Source organism: Paenibacillus sp. LBL, from assembly GCF_029893715.1.
Classification (GTDB): domain Bacteria; phylum Bacillota; class Bacilli; order Paenibacillales; family Paenibacillaceae; genus Paenibacillus_AQ; species Paenibacillus_AQ glucanolyticus.
In genome coordinates this window covers 177,303-196,889 of the sequence record NZ_JARXYU010000006.1, presented here as the reverse complement: position 1 = coordinate 196,889, position 19,587 = coordinate 177,303, and the positions used below count along the sequence as shown (strand labels likewise).

15 protein-coding genes are annotated in these 19,587 nt (G+C 49.9%); 12 read left to right on the top strand and 3 right to left on the bottom strand.

Annotated features, from left to right (window positions below; translation table 11 throughout):
- Positions 1-40: 40 nt before the first annotated feature.
- Positions 41-787, bottom strand: coding sequence for a class I SAM-dependent methyltransferase (locus M2277_RS15755; protein ID WP_152826853.1), 747 nt, complete (start codon positions 785-787; stop codon positions 41-43).
- 232 nt (positions 788-1,019) lie between these two features.
- Between M2277_RS15755 and M2277_RS15750 the strand changes: the two genes are divergently transcribed.
- The 8 genes from M2277_RS15750 (at position 1,020) to M2277_RS15715 (ending at position 10,602) form a co-directional block, all read left to right on the top strand.
- Entirely contained in the window at positions 1,020-2,204 is a 1,185-nt protein-coding gene (locus M2277_RS15750; protein WP_280755138.1) for an acyltransferase, read from the top strand.
- Positions 2,205-2,348: 144 nt separating this feature from the next.
- Positions 2,349-3,041 (top strand): response regulator transcription factor, encoded by a 693-nt coding sequence (locus tag M2277_RS15745; RefSeq protein ID WP_006208527.1) that lies wholly within the window; start codon positions 2,349-2,351, stop codon positions 3,039-3,041.
- A gap of 30 nt (positions 3,042-3,071) precedes the next feature.
- Complete coding sequence (locus M2277_RS15740) at positions 3,072-4,280, top strand: sensor histidine kinase (RefSeq protein ID WP_481857774.1); 1,209 nt, start codon at positions 3,072-3,074, stop codon at positions 4,278-4,280.
- A gap of 218 nt (positions 4,281-4,498) precedes the next feature.
- Positions 4,499-4,828 carry a hypothetical protein gene (locus M2277_RS15735; protein ID WP_006208529.1) on the top strand — a complete coding sequence of 110 codons (330 nt, stop codon included), beginning with the start codon at positions 4,499-4,501 and terminating at the stop codon, positions 4,826-4,828.
- Between the two features lie 196 nt (positions 4,829-5,024).
- Positions 5,025-7,271 carry an outer membrane protein assembly factor BamB family protein gene (locus tag M2277_RS15730; RefSeq protein ID WP_280755136.1) on the top strand — a complete coding sequence of 749 codons (2,247 nt, stop codon included), beginning with the start codon at positions 5,025-5,027 and terminating at the stop codon, positions 7,269-7,271.
- Between the two features lie 52 nt (positions 7,272-7,323).
- On the top strand, positions 7,324-7,665 hold the full coding sequence (locus tag M2277_RS15725; RefSeq protein WP_280755135.1) for a hypothetical protein: 342 nt from the start codon (positions 7,324-7,326) through the stop codon (positions 7,663-7,665).
- A 151-nt stretch (positions 7,666-7,816) separates the two neighbouring features.
- A complete protein-coding gene (locus tag M2277_RS15720) occupies positions 7,817-8,071 on the top strand; it encodes a hypothetical protein (RefSeq protein ID WP_280755134.1) in 255 nt (84 codons plus the stop codon).
- Between the two features lie 569 nt (positions 8,072-8,640).
- A complete protein-coding gene (locus M2277_RS15715; RefSeq protein ID WP_280755133.1) occupies positions 8,641-10,602 on the top strand; it encodes a copper amine oxidase N-terminal domain-containing protein in 1,962 nt (653 codons plus the stop codon).
- A gap of 120 nt (positions 10,603-10,722) precedes the next feature.
- Here the strand turns inward: M2277_RS15715 and M2277_RS15710 are convergent, their stop codons facing one another.
- Together M2277_RS15710 and M2277_RS15705 are read right to left on the bottom strand one after the other, a co-directional pair.
- Positions 10,723-12,177 carry an SLC13 family permease gene (locus tag M2277_RS15710; RefSeq protein ID WP_280755132.1) on the bottom strand — a complete coding sequence of 485 codons (1,455 nt, stop codon included), beginning with the start codon at positions 12,175-12,177 and terminating at the stop codon, positions 10,723-10,725.
- Positions 12,174-13,358 carry a glycerate kinase family protein gene (locus M2277_RS15705; protein ID WP_148248065.1) on the bottom strand — a complete coding sequence of 395 codons (1,185 nt, stop codon included), beginning with the start codon at positions 13,356-13,358 and terminating at the stop codon, positions 12,174-12,176. Before M2277_RS15705 ends, M2277_RS15710 begins: the two co-directional genes overlap by 4 nt.
- Positions 13,359-13,668: 310 nt before the next feature.
- Here M2277_RS15705 and M2277_RS15700 point away from each other — a divergent pair, with 310 nt between their 5' ends.
- The 4 genes from M2277_RS15700 to M2277_RS15685 all read left to right on the top strand — a co-directional run bounded on the left by M2277_RS15700 (position 13,669) and on the right by M2277_RS15685 (position 19,572).
- Positions 13,669-15,978 (top strand): helix-turn-helix domain-containing protein, encoded by a 2,310-nt coding sequence (locus M2277_RS15700; RefSeq protein WP_280755131.1) that lies wholly within the window; start codon positions 13,669-13,671, stop codon positions 15,976-15,978.
- Between the two features lie 191 nt (positions 15,979-16,169).
- Complete coding sequence (locus M2277_RS15695; protein ID WP_006208539.1) at positions 16,170-17,090, top strand: ABC transporter permease; 921 nt, start codon at positions 16,170-16,172, stop codon at positions 17,088-17,090.
- 12 nt (positions 17,091-17,102) lie between these two features.
- The gene (locus M2277_RS15690) at positions 17,103-17,963 is read left to right on the top strand and encodes a carbohydrate ABC transporter permease (RefSeq protein ID WP_006208540.1); all 861 of its coding nucleotides are present in this window, start codon (positions 17,103-17,105) and stop codon (positions 17,961-17,963) included.
- A gap of 58 nt (positions 17,964-18,021) precedes the next feature.
- The gene (locus M2277_RS15685; protein WP_063478760.1) at positions 18,022-19,572 is read left to right on the top strand and encodes an ABC transporter substrate-binding protein; all 1,551 of its coding nucleotides are present in this window, start codon (positions 18,022-18,024) and stop codon (positions 19,570-19,572) included.
- Positions 19,573-19,587: the final 15 nt, after the last annotated feature.

Here is a 19,587-nt window from a genome sequence, read left to right as displayed (position 1 = left end):
ATGGATATCCGGAGGATAAAAGATAGTGGTTCGACTTCTCTTATCTTCGGGCTATCATCATAAACCGCGCGGCATTCGTCCGAATTCCCCGATCGGTGCGATGGTCGCTGATAAACTGCTGAAGGATACGGAAATCATCTTCCTCCTGACCGAATCGAGGAATGATGGGTGTGTGCTTCAGCAGAAAGATCAGGTCCTCCTCGCGCTCGTAGTACTCGACTGCATCATACTCGGCATAATGAATATTGCGAAATCCGGCAAGCTGGAGTTCCTTCGTATACTGTTCCTTCAGGCTGCCGTCCGGACGAAGGGATTGTCCTCTTCCAAAGGCCTGTACCAGATTGGCTTTATCACACTCGCGAACCTGCTGCGTCAGAAATACGCCATCCTCCGTCAGGACTCTGGCAGTTTCGGATGCGTGGAAAGGGGAATGCCGACATGAGATGATATTGAAAAATTCCGAAGGGAATGAGAGTGACTCAGCTTCCATCTGTGCAAAGCGTACATTGGAAATCGCGGTCCGCTGCATATTCCGCCGGGCGGTTTCAACCATGGTGTGGGAAAGATCGATCCCAACCAGCAATGCTGCGTGGGAGGCGGTAGACAACAGGCTCTCTCCGCCGCCAGTACCGATATCAAGCAGAACATCGGAAGCTGTGCATAATCGACTGACCTGATCATAGAAATCCCATTCCACGCCTTCTGAAGAACATCTGATCTGGCTGAAGTCCCAGCCGTTCAAGGCTCCTACGGTATCATAAAATTGCTTGTATTCCTGTGAATTCATATATATGAACCACCTTCCATATTCCCATTTTTACCCCGATTGGAAAGATAATTTAATTGTAAGTCCAAGGACTTCATGCAATCAAGAAGAATTATGTTAGGAGAAGGGACCAGAATCTTAAGTAATTGTTAAGGATTTGGAAGTATAGCGTTAAGAACTGTCCTATATACTTTATGAATCCGTTTCGTCTAACACACGAAAATAACCGGACTTCAGATGAGAGGGTAATTCTATGAACAAAACGAATGTATTGCCAAGGGAGCGTCTTCCCGAACTGCAGCTGGTACGCGCATTTGCCATTCTCGGCGTCCTGTCCGTTCACTCTACGTCGTATGCGGTGTCCGCCATGACGGAGTCCAAGTATTTTTTTATCTACAATTTCATGAATATCTTTATGAAGTACGGAACGCCTACGTTTATATTTTTGAGCAGTCTGGTCCTCTTCTACAATTACTATGATCGTCCCACGACGAAGAAGCTGATTGGCGGGTTTTACAAAAAAAGACTGTTATATATTATCATTCCTTACACGCTCTTTTCGGTGTTCTACTTCGTGCTGCTTCACTACCTGTATTATCAAGGCAGACCGTTTGGCGACACGATGGAGAGTTTTGTCCAGAAGCTGCTGACCGGCAAAGCCTATACGCATCTATATTTTGTCTTTATCAGCATTCAGTTTTACGTGCTGTTTCCGCTTGCGCTGTGGTTGTTCAAGAAACTGCCGTCGCTTGCGAAATGGGCGATACCGATTGGACTGGTCATCCAGTGGACGTTTATACTTATGAATAAGTATTATTGGCAGGTACCGAATAAGGGAAGCTGGGCGTTGTCCTACATGGCCTATTTCATGCTGGGAGCTTTTATCGGCATCTATTATCCGAAACTGAAAGCCTGGATTGTGATCAGCCGTGCGAATGTTACGCCATACCGCGTTACGGCTTGGGTGATGTTGTGGGTAATGTGGGCTGCTGCGGGTCTTGGTCATGTCTACATTTATTACAACAATCGTCTGCACGGAACGAGTTATAATTCTACGCTGTACGAGTTGATGTGGAATGCACATACCTATTTGGGGGCGCTGGTGCTGCTCCAGCTTGCTATTCTATTTTATCGGATCGGGGTTCGTGGCTGGACACCTGCGCTGGAGAGACTGGGGGCCATTTCTTTTGGAATCTATTTAATTCATCCGTTCTTCCTGCTCATCTACCGTGAATTCCCGCTTGCCACGGGGAGCTCGATTATTACCCATCTGTGGTATGCCGGGGGTTTTGCAGCCGCATTAGGGTGCTCATGGATCGTTGTCGAGCTTACGGTGCGCTATATACCAGGCTCTTGGGTAATATTCGGCAATATTCCGAAATCGAAGAAATTCGTCAAGCCTGCCGATCAACCTGCCGTGCCGCTCTCTGGTTCATAGTTCGCTTCGCAGCAGCCAGGACGTATGCCAAGCGAGGGCACGGCTGTCTAACATCAGGATAGAAACTGCCGCGCAGCGCGGTTCGACTGCACAGGCTTGCGTCTGGTAGACGTTCTCCTGTCAGTTGCATATCAAGGAGGAGCCATGTCTTTAGTTACGATACTAATGGTAGACGATGAAACCGAAATTATTAAATTAATGGAGATTTACGTGAGAAATGAAGGCTACAAGCTGCTCACGGCCTCTCATGGACTGGAAGCGCTGGAGATTTTGAAAACGCAGAAGGTGGATTTGATCATCCTCGATGTCATGATGCCGCAGATGGATGGGATAGAGGCTTGCATGAAGATCCGGGAGGAGAATAACACGCCAATCATCATGCTGTCCGCCAAGAGCCAGGAGATTGATAAAATCGCAGGACTCAGCATCGGCGCGGATGATTATGTGACCAAACCGTTCAGTCCGCTCGAATTGATTGCCAGAATCAAATCGCAGCTGCGCAGATACAAACACCTGAACAGCAGATCGGTACGAAACGAGAACGAGATTCAGATCGATGAGCTGATTGTCAACGTGGCTTCACACCGGGTCACGGTGGCGGGCGAGGAGATCAAGCTGACACCACGCGAGTTTGCCCTGCTGCATATGCTGGCTATTAACCGCGGGCTGGTGCTGAGCATGGACAAGATTTATACCGAGGTGTGGAATGAGCCGTTCATGGAATCGAAAAATACGGTCATGGTCCATATTCGCAAGCTACGTGAGAAGATCGAGAAGGATCCGCAGCAGCCGGAGTATATAAAAACCGTATGGGGAATCGGGTACAAGATAGAGTAAACTTAAGCAGAGGTGACAGACTTGAAAGTAATGAAGCTCCATAGCATCCGCCTGAAGATGATGCTCATGCTGCTCAGCAGCATCGGCATTACGGCTGCCCTGCTTATTATTCTCTATTCATTAAGCACGCTGATCCTCAGCATACCGGCGATCAATTCGCCGCTTGCCTGGCTCATCAATAACATTGGCTCGGAGCCAGTCATGATGCTCACGGGCATCATTCTCTTTTTTGCCAGCTATTATATGACCACAAGATGGTTCGTAATAGATCTGCAGAAGATCCAGACAGGACTTCAGGAAATCACAGCCGGGCGATTCGATTCCAAAATCGAGCTCAAAACCCAGGATGAATTAGGCAGCGTTGCTTCCAGCATTAATCACATGACTGAGCAGTTGAACGCTTACCTGGAGGAAATTACGCACGGGCTTCGTGAAATTGCCAAAGGGAATTTCGATACCGAAATTCCGGTTTATTCCGGCAGTCAACTGGGCGAGGTAGCCGAGAGCATCAATCAGATGAGCAGGCAGCTGCATCAATCCATTCTGGAGGAGCGCTATGCCGAGAAGACCAAGAATGATCTGATTACAGGGGTTTCTCATGACCTGCGGACTCCGCTTACCTCGATACTGGGATTCCTTGAGGTGATTGAGGAGGATCGATATCAGGATGAGGTGGAGCTGCGATATTACGTAAATATCGCTTATGAGAAAGCCCAAAATCTGAAAAGGCTAATTGATGATCTGTTTGAATATACACGGATTAATAATGGGCTCCCGCTGGACATCCGGAAGATCGATATGGTCCGGTTCATCAGGCAGCTTATCGAGGAATCGGTACCGACTCTGGAGAAATCCGGGATGGAATGCAACCTAACGGCAGAGGAAGACCTCATCATCATGGCAGACGGCGCGCAGCTTGTCCGTGCCTATGAGAATCTGATATCCAATGCGATCCGGTACGGAGAATCCGGCAAAATCATCGACATCACCGTCCGAAGCGATCGGGATCAGGTGAGCATCAGCTTCACCAACTATGGCGATCCGATTCCCGAGCGGGATCTGCCCTTCATATTCGACCGCTTCTACCGTGTGGAAGGCTCTCGTTCGAAGCTGACGGGCGGCACCGGTTTGGGACTGGCGATTACGAAGAGCATTGTGGAGGTCCAGGGCGGCGAAATCCGGGTGCGGAGCGATGAGCGGAGAACGACCTTCGAAACCCGTTTTCCTAAAGTCATATGATGGATGCTATACAGGCTGGCGGGTACTTGACGGAGCGCTCCCTTTGAAGGGAGCGTTTTTTTGTTGACAAATAAGATAAGAAAGCTTTCACGCTGGTAATCGCATGCCCGATGTAATTGTTCAGTTTAATTTAAGCAATCGTTAAGGATTTGGAAGCCTGGTTGATAAGATATGTTCCTTATACTTTCCTTCAGGAAGTACATAAGGAGGCAGCGAAGATGAGTTTGTTGCAGCATGCGAAGCAGAACGCTGGATTTACGATGGTATGGTTGGCAATGGGTCTGATTGTTATGGTCTTGTTTGTATCGGGATGCGGAGGGGACCGGATGTCTTACAGAGAGGCGTTAACTCCAAGCGGCAAAAGCCTTAAGGGATCAACAGCAGAAATGCATAAGGATTCGCCTGCCTCTTCTGCATCTTTTATAGAGAAGTTATGGGGTGAAGTGTGGGATGGGGTGACTCATCGTACAAGGCAAATGACTGGGGAGCAGGTGCCGCAGGGCCGTTTACTATATGACTCGGGCAAGAGATTGGAAATACGACGATGAAGGGAAAGCCGGCAAGTCGTGTTCCGTTGAAAATACCACGCCGTATCCGGTGAGAGGATTACTTTATTTACGCAACAACGAGAGAAACTAGAAAAAGCTCCCTTCGCGAAAGGGAGCTTTTTCTTTGGATTATGGAACATATTGTCTTATAATAGCGTTTACCATATATACGCTTGTATTGGAGAGGATGGTTCCTGTGAGTTCACGTGTATCGATCCGAAAGCGATGGTTCATCGGCATAGCGACAGCCGTCAGTATATCGCTCATTTGGGTTCCAGCTCAGCGGACGGAGGAGAGCGCTCGTGTTGTCGTTGCTGGTGCCGCAGACGTTATTAAAGCAGGTCAAACGGTCACGATCCGGCAGAAGACCGCCCTTTTTCCTAGTGCGCTTACCAAGAACAGCCATCTGACAGATCTTAAGGCAAGTTATTATGGAGCCAAGGGAGAAGTGCTCCGGATCAGCTCCGTGAAAGACGAAATGTCCTATATCCAATCCGATTCCCGAGGAGACTTGTGGCTCCCGACGTGGTATGCGACCAAGGAAGCAGCACTAAGCCAAGAAATTTCCCCGCTCTCGCTTCAATTGCGCAGTAGTGGCAGTCTATACCTGGCTCCCGGGAGTGGGGTCAGATGGCCGGTAACAACTGCGAGAACGTCACTCGTTGCCGTCGCACAGTGGAAGGACTGGTACGGTGTTATCATCCCTCCTGCCAAGTGGAAGGATGATTACCAGATCTATCGCCCGGCGATGATGTGGGTGCAAGGAAAGGACATAGCAAGCAAACAGACGTTGCCCGACGGACTGCTGGATGGGGAGTCTGAATTATCGACCGATGTGGTGCGCAACTTGACGGAGTTTCTTTTCAAGAAAGGAACCAGCTCTTCTTATGTGAAAAAACTGCTCGGAGAACCGCAGGTGAGGGAGACCTCACGGAATCAGGAGCAGAGCTCCAGTAAACCGATGATCCTGGGTGAAACCTGGAGGTATGAGCTGCGGGATGTACATTATACAGCCACCTTCTCACCTGCCGGAAAGCTGGTGGCTAGCGAATGGACAATGCCTGCAACGGGAGTGTTTGAGCGTAGAGGTGCTGGTGATGACTACGAGTTTACCTATCATTTTGCCGCTGTACCGCCGCTGAAGACGATAGAGGCTGACCCCGCCTGGAAAAATCAGGGCAATCTGAATTATACGTTCCTGCTGGAGGCCAATGAGGACGTATTGCTCCTCAAGGGAGATGACGGCGGTTATAGCGGCATGCACGATCATTCATCCCTGTATGCCATCGATCGAAGCACAGGCAAGAAACTGTGGCAGGAGGATGCAGGTTTTGGCTGGTATACGGCCGTAATAGATAAGGATCGCGAGCATGTCACGATGTTCTCGGCCTACAATCCCGTCATCAAAAATTATCAGGCCAGGGTGCGTCATATCCGGCTATCGGATGGTAAAGTGCTGTGGGAGGTTAAGCCGAAGAATGAATTTGGCCTGACCATGACGGCTGTGCAAGACGCGATTGTTCTGGATGAACCGCTTAATTTGCATGAAACCCGGAGTCTGCTGAGTGTGCTGGATCAGGAAACCGGCAAGCTGCGCTGGAAAAAGACGCTGACTGGCGACCACCGTCTGTTAAGCCAGGGCGATGATCCGTACATACTCATCGAACAGAATGGGCGGCTTGAAGGGTATGATCCTGTAACCGGCAAAGCCGTATGGTATGTCAACGTCGGGAAAAGGGCAATGGACGATCCGACCCGGGATTCGTATTTTACGGGAGGATATCGTTATGATCCGATAGCGCCAGCGGACCTTACGACAAGATGGATGCTGCTGGGCAGCCAGTGGGTTCTGTTCAATACGAGGACCGGTGAGCGGGAGGGCGTTTATCCAGCCTCCGAAATGGAACGGTTTGAGGTGCTGGATGAGCGGTATCTGCTGGTGCAGCGTGCGCTGAACGGGAAGTATTTCAGCGGGGCGACCGCTTACGAAAGCGTGCTGTATGACAGCGTTGAAGGGAAGGTAGTCTGGACGCTGAAGGGAAGGGCTGCCCGCGGAATTATTGAGGGCGAGAGAGCCTATCTAACCTTGAACGGCATCCCGGCCGCTGTGAATCAGAAGACCGGCAGCGTGATTTGGAAGATGGATCATTCGTTGCAAGCAAAAGAAGATGTATCCCATCTGGTTGGCAGCAGTTATGGAATATTGGACCGTTACCTGCTTATAAGCCTTGGCAGTGATCTGGTGGTGCTGAACAAGGAGACCGGCAAGAGCTTGGGAAGGTTGCAGCATGTGATCACCGGCAGCGTTGACCTGCGTGAGCAGTATGCAAGAAATGGCGCGCTGAACATAACGGAGCATGAGGTGCTGGTTGGAACGGTGAATGGGGCATTCATTCGTTATGATAGGGCAGAGTTAGAGGCGCGTCTGGATGAGCTGCTGTAATCTCTTTTTTATAGAAAAACGGTAATGCAAAGGCTATAAAGGAGGAGGACTTGTGGGCAACAGGCTAAAGTTAGCAGGGATTCCTGTCATCAGTTTATTGTTAATCCTGTGTTTGGGCTGCGGGAGGAAGCAGTCAGTGAGTTATGCGTCTGTGTTAAATTATAACGATGAAGAGTATATCGGAAAGGGCATCGAATCTGCGGAAGTTTTTGCCGATGCAGATTTGACCTTGGCGGGTAGGATTCAGAAGCAGCTTGAGCCGGATCAATACCCGGATACGAACCTATCGTCGAATGAACTTCAAGAAGGCACGGAGATCTATATCGTGAATGATGATATGTTGGTAGCTCTGCAAGAAGACAGGAGTTTCAAAGTGTTTGAGCGTATGAACTGAGTGAGTTATAGGGAGGCGTCCTTAAAGTCTGGAGACAGGCTTTAGGGACGTTTTTTCTGCGATTTGGCACATCAATCTTGGATTGCCCGTGCCCTCAGAACCGGTACAGCAAGGGAGTTGCTGCTCGTTCCTGAGAAGGAGTGGCTGTTAGTTGTGGAGACCGATGAAAGGATGGGGCGCCCTCCCAACGGTTGGTGTCTGCATCAGGTGGCTGGGGCTTTTGGATGTATCGGTTGCGGAAATCCGGATCACGGCTGTTGAAGGAGCTGCTGCCGTGGTGATTGCAAGCCCCGTGTACAAAGATTCTGGGGTTGGTCGCCAACACCACTATTACGCGAGTAACCCAGGTTCTTGCCGCTGTTCCGACATCTTAACGGACTCCAGATCCGTTATTTGCCTCTTTTAATCCCTTTTTTGAATCTAACGGACTCAGGATCCCTTATTACCTCATAAAACAAACAAATTGCTGACTCATATCACAAATAACGTATCTCATGTCCGTTAGTCTCAAAAACAACACTTTTCCAGCTAAATAACGTATCCTCTGTCCGTTAGCCCCAAGAGCGGCAGCACCGTCACCACTACGTCACCATTGCCACATCGCTACCATGTCACACCACCACCACTACGTCACCATTGCCACATCGCTACCATGTCACACCACCACCACTACCGCCACCTTGTCACCACCACTGTTACCCTCCCCTCACCGCTACGTTCCCACCGCCGCCACGCAACCGTGCCCCCAGCACCGCCATACGACTGTGCCCCCAGCCACCATGCAACCGTGTAGCATCACCATCACAATCGCTACCTACCACCACGCCACTATCACCACTACGCCACCCTGTTACCACCGCCACCATCAGCAACGCTGCCAAATTTTAATATGGTTTCATTCTATTGAATGGTATAATATTCCTGGTTCAAAATAACTAGATTTGAAAGTGATACATTCTAAGAGAGATGAGGTTCATGCATGTTAAAAAAATGTTAATGCTGCTGTTAGCGGTGTGTATGATAGTCCCGACAGCTGCCGGAGCTGCTTATGGCGAGTCGGGCAAGGCAAGCTCTAAGATTGCGATGCTGCTGCCTGATGGCACACCCTTAATGGAGGATGGAACAGCTTGGGTTACTTATGCTCGTCTTCCAATGACCAAAATCCCGCTTCCTATGGGTGGGGACCTGAAACAGATTGCGGGATCAAGCGAGTACGGATTCGGTCTGAACAACGCTGGTGGACTGGTCATGTGGGGAGAATCCGGTTTTCAGAATGTGGCGGGCCAGAGTAACGTAAAGCAGGTTGGACAAGGCTACTGGCTGACCTCTGATGGCAACGTTAACCGCCTGGATAGTTCCAAACCGCAAGCCGTAAAGGGCTTTGAGGGGATTTCCATATTTGATGAGAATAAGGGTATTATCGGTGGTGTTACCCAGTCGGGGACAGTATTGTATCACAATAGCGCCTATACGCCGGAGCCCGTGGCCCTGGGTCAAGTGACGGATGTGAACTCCATTCGCAAAATTAAAGTGGCCGGCGACTATGCCGCTATTTTATATAATGACGGAAGGCTCGTACTGTTCAGTACACTTCGCATTAATGGCAGCACAACCTACCTGTCACAAAAACTGATTCAAGATGCAGCTGACATTTCTTTTGGTAAAGAACAGAAGTTGATTATTGTGAAAAAGGATGGGACTGTGTGGAATGCCAAATTGGATGTGTTCACTCAAACATTCGAAATGAACCCGTTGAACGGGATCAGCGGGGTTCAACAGATTGTGGGAATTGGAGGTTCCAAAAGCTTTTTCGCACAATTAATGGATGGCACATGGATAGAGTATGATAACGGACAACAATACGATGTGCCAGTTCCAAGCATTACCAGCGTTACGCTAAAAGTATCGAATAGTAAGCCGAAGGTAGGAAGCTCCATTACTCCAACTGTTGAATTTCAGTATGGTAATGGAGAGAAACACAAGATTCCGGGCAATATGATCGCTTTGTCTGTAGATAAGCCGCACATCATTAAAGCGGTAGAGAAGGGAGCCTACAAAATCCTAGGTGTGGGTGAAGCCACTCTGACGGTGGATATTGCCGGCAAGAAGCAATCGGTCAAGATCGTTTCGGGACTTGGCAAGCCGCTCGAGAACGCCAAGCAGGAGAAGGGTATTACTTATTTGCCGCTGAAGCGGGTATTTGAAGCGGTGGGAGGCACGGTTCAGTATCAGGCAGCTTCCAAGACCTTTGATATTACCATAGGGGAGACGGAGATAACTGTTAAGGCCGGTAGTAAACAGGCGAAGATCAACGGTAAAACCGTAAACATGAAAGGAGCTCCGATCCAGAATAAGGGGGAGACACTGGTGTCAGCGGACCTGTTAACCGCAGCGCTGGGTGCAAAGCTAAAGTGGGATGCATCCAAACAGCAAATGACCGTCGCCCTGGGATCAGCACAATTTGTTGTGGAGGGCGAGCAGAAGAAGGCGCAGAACTCCAGTTCAGGAGGAACTTCTGGTAAAAGCAAAATGTCTGCAGTCAATGCAAGCGGGAGTATGGCTGGGTGGAAACTGCTTAAAGGCCATGAATACGAAAAATCCTTGCGGATTTATTTTCAATACAAGAATGGCATCCTGGCTACCAAAACAGAAGATATCCGCAAGGTAGACTTGAATAAAAAGGTTACCTGGACGGATGATAATGGCCGCAAGCGTACCAATACCGTGCGTGAGATCTATTCCCTGTTTACATTGTCCAATGAATATACGTCAGAATGGCTCCTCAAGAAATTTGGCAAGCTCTATGAGGATTGGATGCTGACCTCCCTGGTTGATGCTAACCGGATTGTCGAGCAATACTTGCAGGAGACCGGTCAGATGCCGAGTTATGCTCCAAATGTAACGCTGACGCCGGATGCGGTGTTTGAGTACGAATAGGTTGGAATGATAATGAATTAGAGGACCTCCGGTTCGAATGGAAACATTTGATCCGGAGGTTTTTTCATGGAGCATCGTTCTTTGTTCTGCCAAACTCGAGGCTTTATTAAACATAACCCCTCACAACCTTAACCCCGTCCACTGCCAATATGTGTAGTAAAACAACAGCATGACACCCACATATAGAGGCATACATACCATGCTGAGCTTGACCAGGTTCTTGGCGGGATAAGAGACAGACTCATCCTCGTAATACAAGAGCAACGCTTTTGAGCTTACCGGAAATGTGATGCAGTAATTCATGCCCACCAGCGTCAAGAAAACGACGGCGGAAGCATTAAGCTGAAGCGTCTGGCCCAGCACGATAAATGCCGGGATCATCACCACGGCCCTTGTGGTATGGGATGTGATGTACAAGTGCGAAGTAACGGATACAAGAATGATGATCAGCAGCGTTATGAAGGGAGGGGCTGTCTCCAGAACACGAAGCTTGCTGAACACAATCTGCTGGAGCCAATCCACCACGCCATTCTCAACAAGGGCTTTTCCCAGAGCAGTGGCAGCTGCCACAAACATGATCAAATTCCAGGAAACGCTCTTCATTCCCTGCTTCCATTCCATAATCCCGATGGAAGGCAGCATGAGCAGCATGGCACCAGCCATCGTAATGAACGCAATGTCATAACCATGCCATCCTTCGGTCATCCACAGGACAACCATCCCGGCAATCAAGCCGAGGGTTTTCTTCTCACTGCCAGACAGGGGAAGCTTCTCTGAATACTGATGTCCGGAAGGGATGATATTGCTTTGCGGTTCATCCTTCCAAAACATTATTTTTACGCATAATAGAGCCAACCCGCACATGACAAGCGCAAAAGGCGCTCCCCATATCACCCATGTTACATAGGAGATGTCTGCCCCTGTTGCCCCGTTTAACAGCCCGATCCCAATGATGTGAGAACCGGCCCCGATGACCGTTGCAGACGAAGCGAGCAATATCATCACGGGAAGAAGCATGGCAACCGATTTTTTCTGCTGATCATTCTTCAATAAAGCGTGCAGCTCTCTCACAATGGGAAGTGTCAGGGCGGCTCGTCCGGAGGTAGACGGTATAAAGAAAGTCAAAGGCTGAATCACGAACGCGAGCCACCATAAAAAATGTTCGGGCTTGCGTGCGCGCAGCAGCATAAAGCGAGTGAAGCGAGCGGCCAGACCGCTGGTCTTGACGCTTTCGCCGATGATAAACGAACCGATCATCAGCCAGACGATTTCTTCGGCAATGGATTCGTAAAGCAATGAAGGAGGGGCGCCCTTCAAGGCAACGATGCAGACAAGAGCCCCCAGCGCAATCCATCCCGCCGGCATCTTGGTGAAAATCCATAAAGCCATGGCGATGATAAAAAAAATGAAGGCAGTTTTACCGGAGTACGATAAATGTTCAACCGAAGCGATCCAAATGCTGCAGCCTGCAAAACCGGATAGCATCCATAACCCTTTTGCAGGCCGGATAGACGGCGCTCCGGGGCCAGCCTTGTTCAGCGGCTGGTCTGCGGATGGCATGTATTCAGGCTTCATAATGGCCGATATCCTTCGTTGAGCGTACGGTGGGCGATCTGATACCCGATACGCACATGCCGGAGAGCAGCTTCGGTGCTGTCTGCGATCCACGGCGTTGCGTTTAAGATCGCTTGATCCAGTGAGGCCGGCGTCTGAATAATGCTCGCATAGGCGTCGATTCCATTCTCATAATTAATGGCAGCATTTTCTCCAATGGTTCCTGTAATGGCAATCACGGGGATTCCTTTGGATTTGGCTATTCGCGCAACCTCCGAAGGAATTTTTCCGTTGGGGGTCTGGTAATCCAGGCAGCCCTCGGCCGTTAACACCACATCGGCTTCCAGGATATGCTGCTCGATATTTATGTATTGCATAATCACCTCGTAACGGGGATGAAGTTTCGCGTTGGCAAAAGCAACCAAGCCCGCGCCTAAACCTCCGGATGCTCCGCTTCCGGGAGCCAAGGCGATATCCACGCCAAGCTGGTTGTGTATCAGATGGGCATAGTGCTGGAATGCACTTGCCAAGTGCTCCACTTCTTCAGCAGTGGCTCCCTTCTGCGGACCAAAAACATGGGCAACGCCGTCCCGTCCGCACAGCACATTGTGCCAATTACAGGCTACGTCAATGTGTACATCCGTGAGTCTGGGGTCCAAGTCAGCCAGATCGATGGATCGTACTTTAGCCAAATCGCCGCCGCCTCGAATATAGACCGGCTGCCCGGCTTCATCTGTAAAAACAGCTCCTAGCGCCTGCGCCATCCCTGCACCGCCGTCGGAAGTGCCGGAATCGCCGCATCCAATCAGAATATGATCCACTCCAAAGTCGAGTGCCCCCAGGATCAGCTCTCCTACACCATATGTCGTTGTCCACAGTGGGTTCCGCTGCTCCCTTGGAACTAGCTTTAAGCCAGCGACTGCTGCCATCTCGATGACCGCTGTTTTCTTGTTGTTTTCCGTGTAAATACCGAAATAACTCGTAATGGGTTGACCAACGGGACCCGTAACTTCCTTGTGATACAGACGTCCATGCTTTATATTTACGATGCTCTTGGCAAAGCCCTCGCCGCCATCAATCATCGGAATGACGGTGATGCTGGCATCCAAATTCAGACGATGAACGCCCATTCGCATCGCTTCACCGACTTCTTCCGCATCCAGGCATTCCTTAAACCCTGACGGAATCATAACGATTTTCATATCATATCCTCCTGTTGTCTGTTGATGTTCTAAATGTAGAACAGAAAAACGAGAGGAGGGTTAGAGGCAAATTAGAATTTGCTGTGAAATAATTCCAAGATGGATTGGGAGGAAAGCGGTCTGCCCCTGCTTAGCATAATGAAGATATTTTTTATTCTCAGATTTTATCGATCAATCCAACGTATCCATCTACTGTTAGCCCCCCTCCATAGATTCCTGCGGCGAATATTATAACTTACATCAAAATATAGTAAACGTAACTGCAAGCCCGCTGGACTTGCGATTTAGAAATGCAAAGGGGGGGACAATCATGAAACGAAGGACACCGCCTGTCCAAACGGCTGGGCCTGGGGACACCTATTCTTCGCCTCCCAGAAGACAGACCCTTTATTGGAGGCTGTTCGCCAACTATTTTCTCCTCATTCTCATTCCCGTTATTGCGGCATCGGTTCTCGCGCAGGTGCTTGTCGTTCGAATTATTGAGAAGGATGCCGAGCGCTTCAACAGCATCATGATGAGCCGATTCTCCGAGCAGACGGATACCGAGCTTCAGTCCTTGAAGACCAGCATGATCAATATCCTCAGCACATCGAGATTGCGGAGCGTGCTGCTTGCGCCGATGTCTTCGTCGCCGGATGGTCAGCAGCTTCCGGAACTGCTTCATTCGCTGCGGGAGCAGCTGCAGCAGCTGGAATCGGATGATTTGGTCGATAAGGCTTATTATTATTTTGTACACCAGGACCTTATGATTGATGCCGAGACCTACACGAATAAAGCGTATTACTTCCATTCCCGCTATCCCTCGGACCTGAACCGTCGTCCTCAGCTTGAAGCCGAATTATCCGGCAAGAAAATGATGGATTTCTTGGATTCCCCTGCCTCACTAACGGCTTCCATGAGCTACCCGTTCAACACCGCCGCTCCTGAAGTATATCTCCTGGTCGAAGTGAAACGAGACAAGCTTCAGGAGCAGATTCATGTTCCGGAGAGCTGGGTCACGGGCACGGCCATTGTGGATCATACGGGAAGAGTGTTATCCCAAACCGGCTTGACCGGACAGGATCAGGATGCACTGCAGCAGCGAATACGCACAGAGGGCATAGCCCCGCAATTTACGATATCGGACAAGCTCGGGATGTCTTTCATGACCTCAAGCTTCGACGAGTCCTGGCATTATATCAGCATGATCGATTTAGGCACCTTAATGAAGCCGGTGCATATTACCCGCTTTATCAGCTGGTTGTTCCTTGTCTTTTTCCTGATTGTCGGCGCTCTGATTTCGTATTATTTAAGCCGCCGCTTATATCAGCCGATTCGGGAAATTAAGGAAGGGCTGAGATCGCATCACTTCTCGTGGAAGGCCATCCGCCACGAAGGGAATGAGTTCGATGTCATTAAACGCTATTCCCAGTTCATCATGACGGAGAATAAAGAGCTGTTTCAGATGGTGAGCGGGATGCTTCCCATCGTGCAGGAGCAGTTCTTCACGAAAATACTGCTGGGTCAGTATCGTGACGCGTTATCCATTGAGTATTATGCGAAGGAGATTGAATTCTCGTATAGCGAAGCTGCGGCAAGAGCCGTCCTGTGCATCTCATTCCACATGGACCCGTCGATTTACGAGTCCACGTCGGAATCGACCAAGACTTTTCTGCTGACAGAACTCAAGGAGAAGATTCACCGACTTGCACCCGGTATGGTATGGATTTGCCAGACAAGGCCGGATTTACTGGCCTGCATCGTTCAGTTTGATCCGCAGTTGGAGGACCATCCGGTAAGGATGGCGGAGCAGATTCGCCGCATATTCCTGGAGTACAGCACTTATTACAGAGCGACGATCGGAATCGGCAGAACCGTTCACGCCATGGAAGAGCTGCACCAGTCCTATGAGCATGCCTTGGCCATGCTGAAGTATCGGGGACTGCACTCTGCCGTTGAAATTTGCAGCAGCCAGCCTTGTCGGGAGACGCAGCAATGGGACCCTTTTCTGTCCGTGCAGGAGGTCCAGCGGATTCACAATCAGTATAAAACCAGGGAGTACGATAAGCTGCTCCAATCCGTGAATACTCTGCTGGAGGAGGGAAAGCGCAAGGACGCGGCAGCTGTGCAGATGAAATATTTGCTGGCAGATGTGCTGAATACCTGGATCCGGGCGGTAGAATCGGAGCGGAGCGAATTGAACGTCCCTTATTATGCCGGTCTATTCGAACGATTGAATCGGTGCATGACATGGGACGAGCTGACGCACTGCTTTCAGGATATTCACGGGTTTTTGTTCCGGAAGCCGGTATCAAGCAGTCGAAGTCAACAGTTCATGGAGGTCGTGGAATACATCCATGAGCATTATGATCAAGAGCTGTCGATCGAGTATTTTGCCGGGCTGATGAATATGTCCAGCGGACATTTCAGCCGTACCTTCAAGGATGAAATCGGCGAGAAATACGTGGAGTATATTGCCAAATACCGGCTGATGAAGGCCAAGCAGTTTTTGCTCGAAACCGATTTGAAAATCGACGAAATTGCCGAGAAGGTGGGATATTGGGGCAGGAATTCATTCATTCGGGCTTTCCGCCGATACGAAGGCATCACACCGGCCAAATATCGGAGCTCCCACCAATAGGAGAGAAGAGACTGCATTATTTTCTGAAGTCTCTTTTTTTGCATGGAACCAAGCGGGAAGCCTTGCGCCATGGGCGCTGCAAAACGAGTGTCTCGAGGAAAAGATGCATGCTAGACGCGGGAGAAACACGGCTCGTATAGTGGGGACAACAACACACGAATGTAAATGCTTTCAATCGGAGGTGGGGATTATTGGCGCAGCTAACACGAATCGGCTATGTTCTGAAAAAACATAAAGCGCTCTACTTGCTGATGCTGCCTGGCATTTTGTATTACTTGATATTCAAGTACGCGCCGATGTACGGCATCATCATCGCCTTCCAGGACTATTCGATCGGCAGGGGCATATTGGGAAGCAAGTTTGTTGGATTCAAGCATTTGATTGAATTTTTCTATGTTACCCCCGATGCATGGAAGCTGATTCGCAATACCATCATGCTGAATGTGTACGATCTTCTCTTTCACTTTCCGGCGCCGATTATACTGGCGGTTCTGTTTCATGAGCTGAAGGGGAAATGGTTCAAACGGTTTGTGCAGAACATCAGCTATATGCCGCATTTCCTGTCCACCGTTGTGATTGCGGGCATTCTGGTCACCTTCCTGTCCCCGACAACTGGCGTGGTTAACCATCTGCTCGTCAAGACGTTTGGCATCGAGCCGATCATGTTTCTGGGCATGCCGGAGTGGTTCCGGACAGTTTATGTGGGCTCCGAGATATGGCAGAAGGTGGGATGGGGCACGATTCTCTATTTGGCTGCCATTGCGGGGATTGATCCGACACTGTACGAAGCGGCCAGGATGGATGGAGCGAACCGGTGGCAGCAGGCCCGGCATATTACATTCATCGGCATGGTGCCGGTCATGATTATTTTGTTCGTGCTGTCGCTCGGCAATTTCATGGAGGCGAGTTTTGAGAAAATATTGCTGCTCTACAACACGATGAATTACGAAACGGCGGATGTCATTAACACCTTTGTGTACCGGCGGGGCATTCTCGACGCCGATTTTAGCTTCGCAACCGCGGTGGGCCTGTTCCAATCGGCGATTGGCTTCATTCTGGTCGTAGCGGCCAATCGGATGGTACGCAAATATTCGGAGACCAGCCTGTGGTAAGGGAGGTGCGTGATGAAAAAGCAGGAAAGCTTAGCCTCGAAGCTGTTTGATGTACTCAATGTATTGTTCATGATTGTGCTGATTATTGTAATGGCCTACCCCATGGTGTACGTATTCTCGGCTTCCATCAGCAATAATGCCCTGGTTGCGAGTGGAGCCGTGCTGCTCTGGCCGAAGAAGATTACGTTGGTCGCGTACGAGCAGCTTGTCTATAACCCCGATCTTTGGGTGAGTTATTGGAATACCATTCGTTACACCTTCGTGCAGACGGTACTGACGCTGATTGCTACCTCCGCGATGGCATATCCGCTTGCGAAGCGGTGGCTGCCCGGCCGAAGGGTAATTTTGCTGCTGGCCGCCTTCACGCTTCTGTTCAGCGGGGGCATGATTCCGACGTTCCTGATCGTTCAGAAGCTGGGAATGCTGGATACGATATGGGCCATTGTGCTTCCGTCGCTGATCAGCACCTGGTACCTGTTTATTATGCGGACATTCTTCGAGGCCTTGCCGGAGGAGCTGGAGGACGCGGCTGCCATCGACGGATGCGGGTCCCTGCAGATTCTTGTGCGGATCGTACTGCCGTTATCCGTACCGGTGATGGTCACGATCGGTCTGTTCACGGCCGTGAATCAATGGAACTCCTTCTTCAGCGCTTTGATCTATCTGAATGACCGGGATATGTACCCGCTGCAAATCATGATGCGCAATATCCTGATCGCCGGTACGAATGTGCAGGGCGAAGGGGATCTGACTCATCTGGAAACGCTGAAATACGCCATGATCATGATTGGCACACTGCCGATTCTGTGTGTCTATCCGTTTATCCAGAAATATTTTGTACAGGGCACGATGATTGGAGGCATTAAGGGGTAGCTGTGGATTTTATGAAAATCCATCTCTATACGTTGTCATTATAAAAGGAGGTTAGGAAATGCAGCGAAAGGGGTTCAGAACGGCGATTGCCATCCTGCTGCTTGGTGTGATGCTTGTTACGGGGTGCACCAGTGGCAGCAAAGATGACTCGGGGACGTTAAGTCCTGACAAACCGGTTACCTTCTCATGGCTGGTATACGACCGGGTGGAGGGGAAGGTTCGGGATGACTGGGAGATTTTCAAAGAGATTGAAGCCAAGACGGGCGTGAAAGTGAAGTTTCAAATCGTAAGCCAGGAAGGACTTGAGGAGAAAAGGCAGATCATGATTGCGACGAACACCGCTACGGATTTTATCCAGGTACCGACCCAGGATGGCAGGGAGCATGGACCGGAGAAGGTATTCTTAAACCTGAATGATTATTTGGATCGGGCACCTAATCTCAAAGCATTTTACGAGAAATATCCTGAAGCCAAAGCGCTGGCAACGGGCACGGATGGAGGGCTGTACACGGTACCCGTCCTGGAAGGGGATGCGGAAGGCAAGGGATTTAACTTCATCTGGTATGCCCGCAAGGACATTATGGATCAGTACGGGATTCAGGCGCCCACCACGGTGGATGAATTTTATCAGTATCTGAAAATATTGAAGGAAAAGGTTCCGGATTCCTATCCGCTCATCTCAAACGCTATCGTTGGGGATACGGGACTGTATACGACATTCGGGCGCATATTCACCGGCATCAGCGGCTTTTATAATCTCGATCCGACAACGGATCAATACGCGTTCGCTCCATACCATGAGAATTATCAGGATATGCTGGTATTTCTGAACAAGCTGTACGCGGAAAAATTGCTGGATCCGGAATTCTCGCTGCTGACGCAAGCGCAGTGGGAGGAGCGAATATTAACCGGCAAATCGCTGGTTACGTTTTTCTGGAAGGCGGATCTGGAGTCGCTTGTAGCGAAGGCACGCGGTGCCGGTACTGCCGAATATGAGCTGGATGCCATTCCTTCCTTTGCTGCTGAAGGGATCAAGAACTACCAGTTCTCCCGTCCGGTCGTAGGTACTGTCGGCAGAGCCATTTCGGCGAAAGTCAAGGATAAGGAGCGCGCGGTTCAATTCCTTGATTATTTGGTCAGCGAAGAGGGAACGAACTACCTGTCCTTAGGCATTGAAGGCAAATCGTACACGATGGAGGACGGCAAGGCGGTATACAACAAGGAGTTCGGCGAATCTCCGTTTAATGCCCTGCGTAAGGATTGGGGCGTATGGTATGACCTTATCACCTTGAATAACGCCAAATCCCGTGAAGTGTGGGAGCGCGGTTTGAGCGAGAAGAGCAAGGATATCAACGCAAGGTATGAGCAGTATATCGTCCCGGCACCGAAGCAGATTGTCAAGACGGAAGAGGAGCTGGAACTGGAAAAATCAAAACTCAACAATCTGAACAAATTCCTGGAACAGAAGGTGACGGAGTTCGTAACCGGCAAAACACCAATTAACGATACGACGTACCAGCAATTTATCGATCAGGCCAAGAAACTTGGTTCCGACGAACTCCTTGCTATGTATAACACGGCGTATACACGCACATACGGCGACAAGTAATCTGCGATAGAGTGG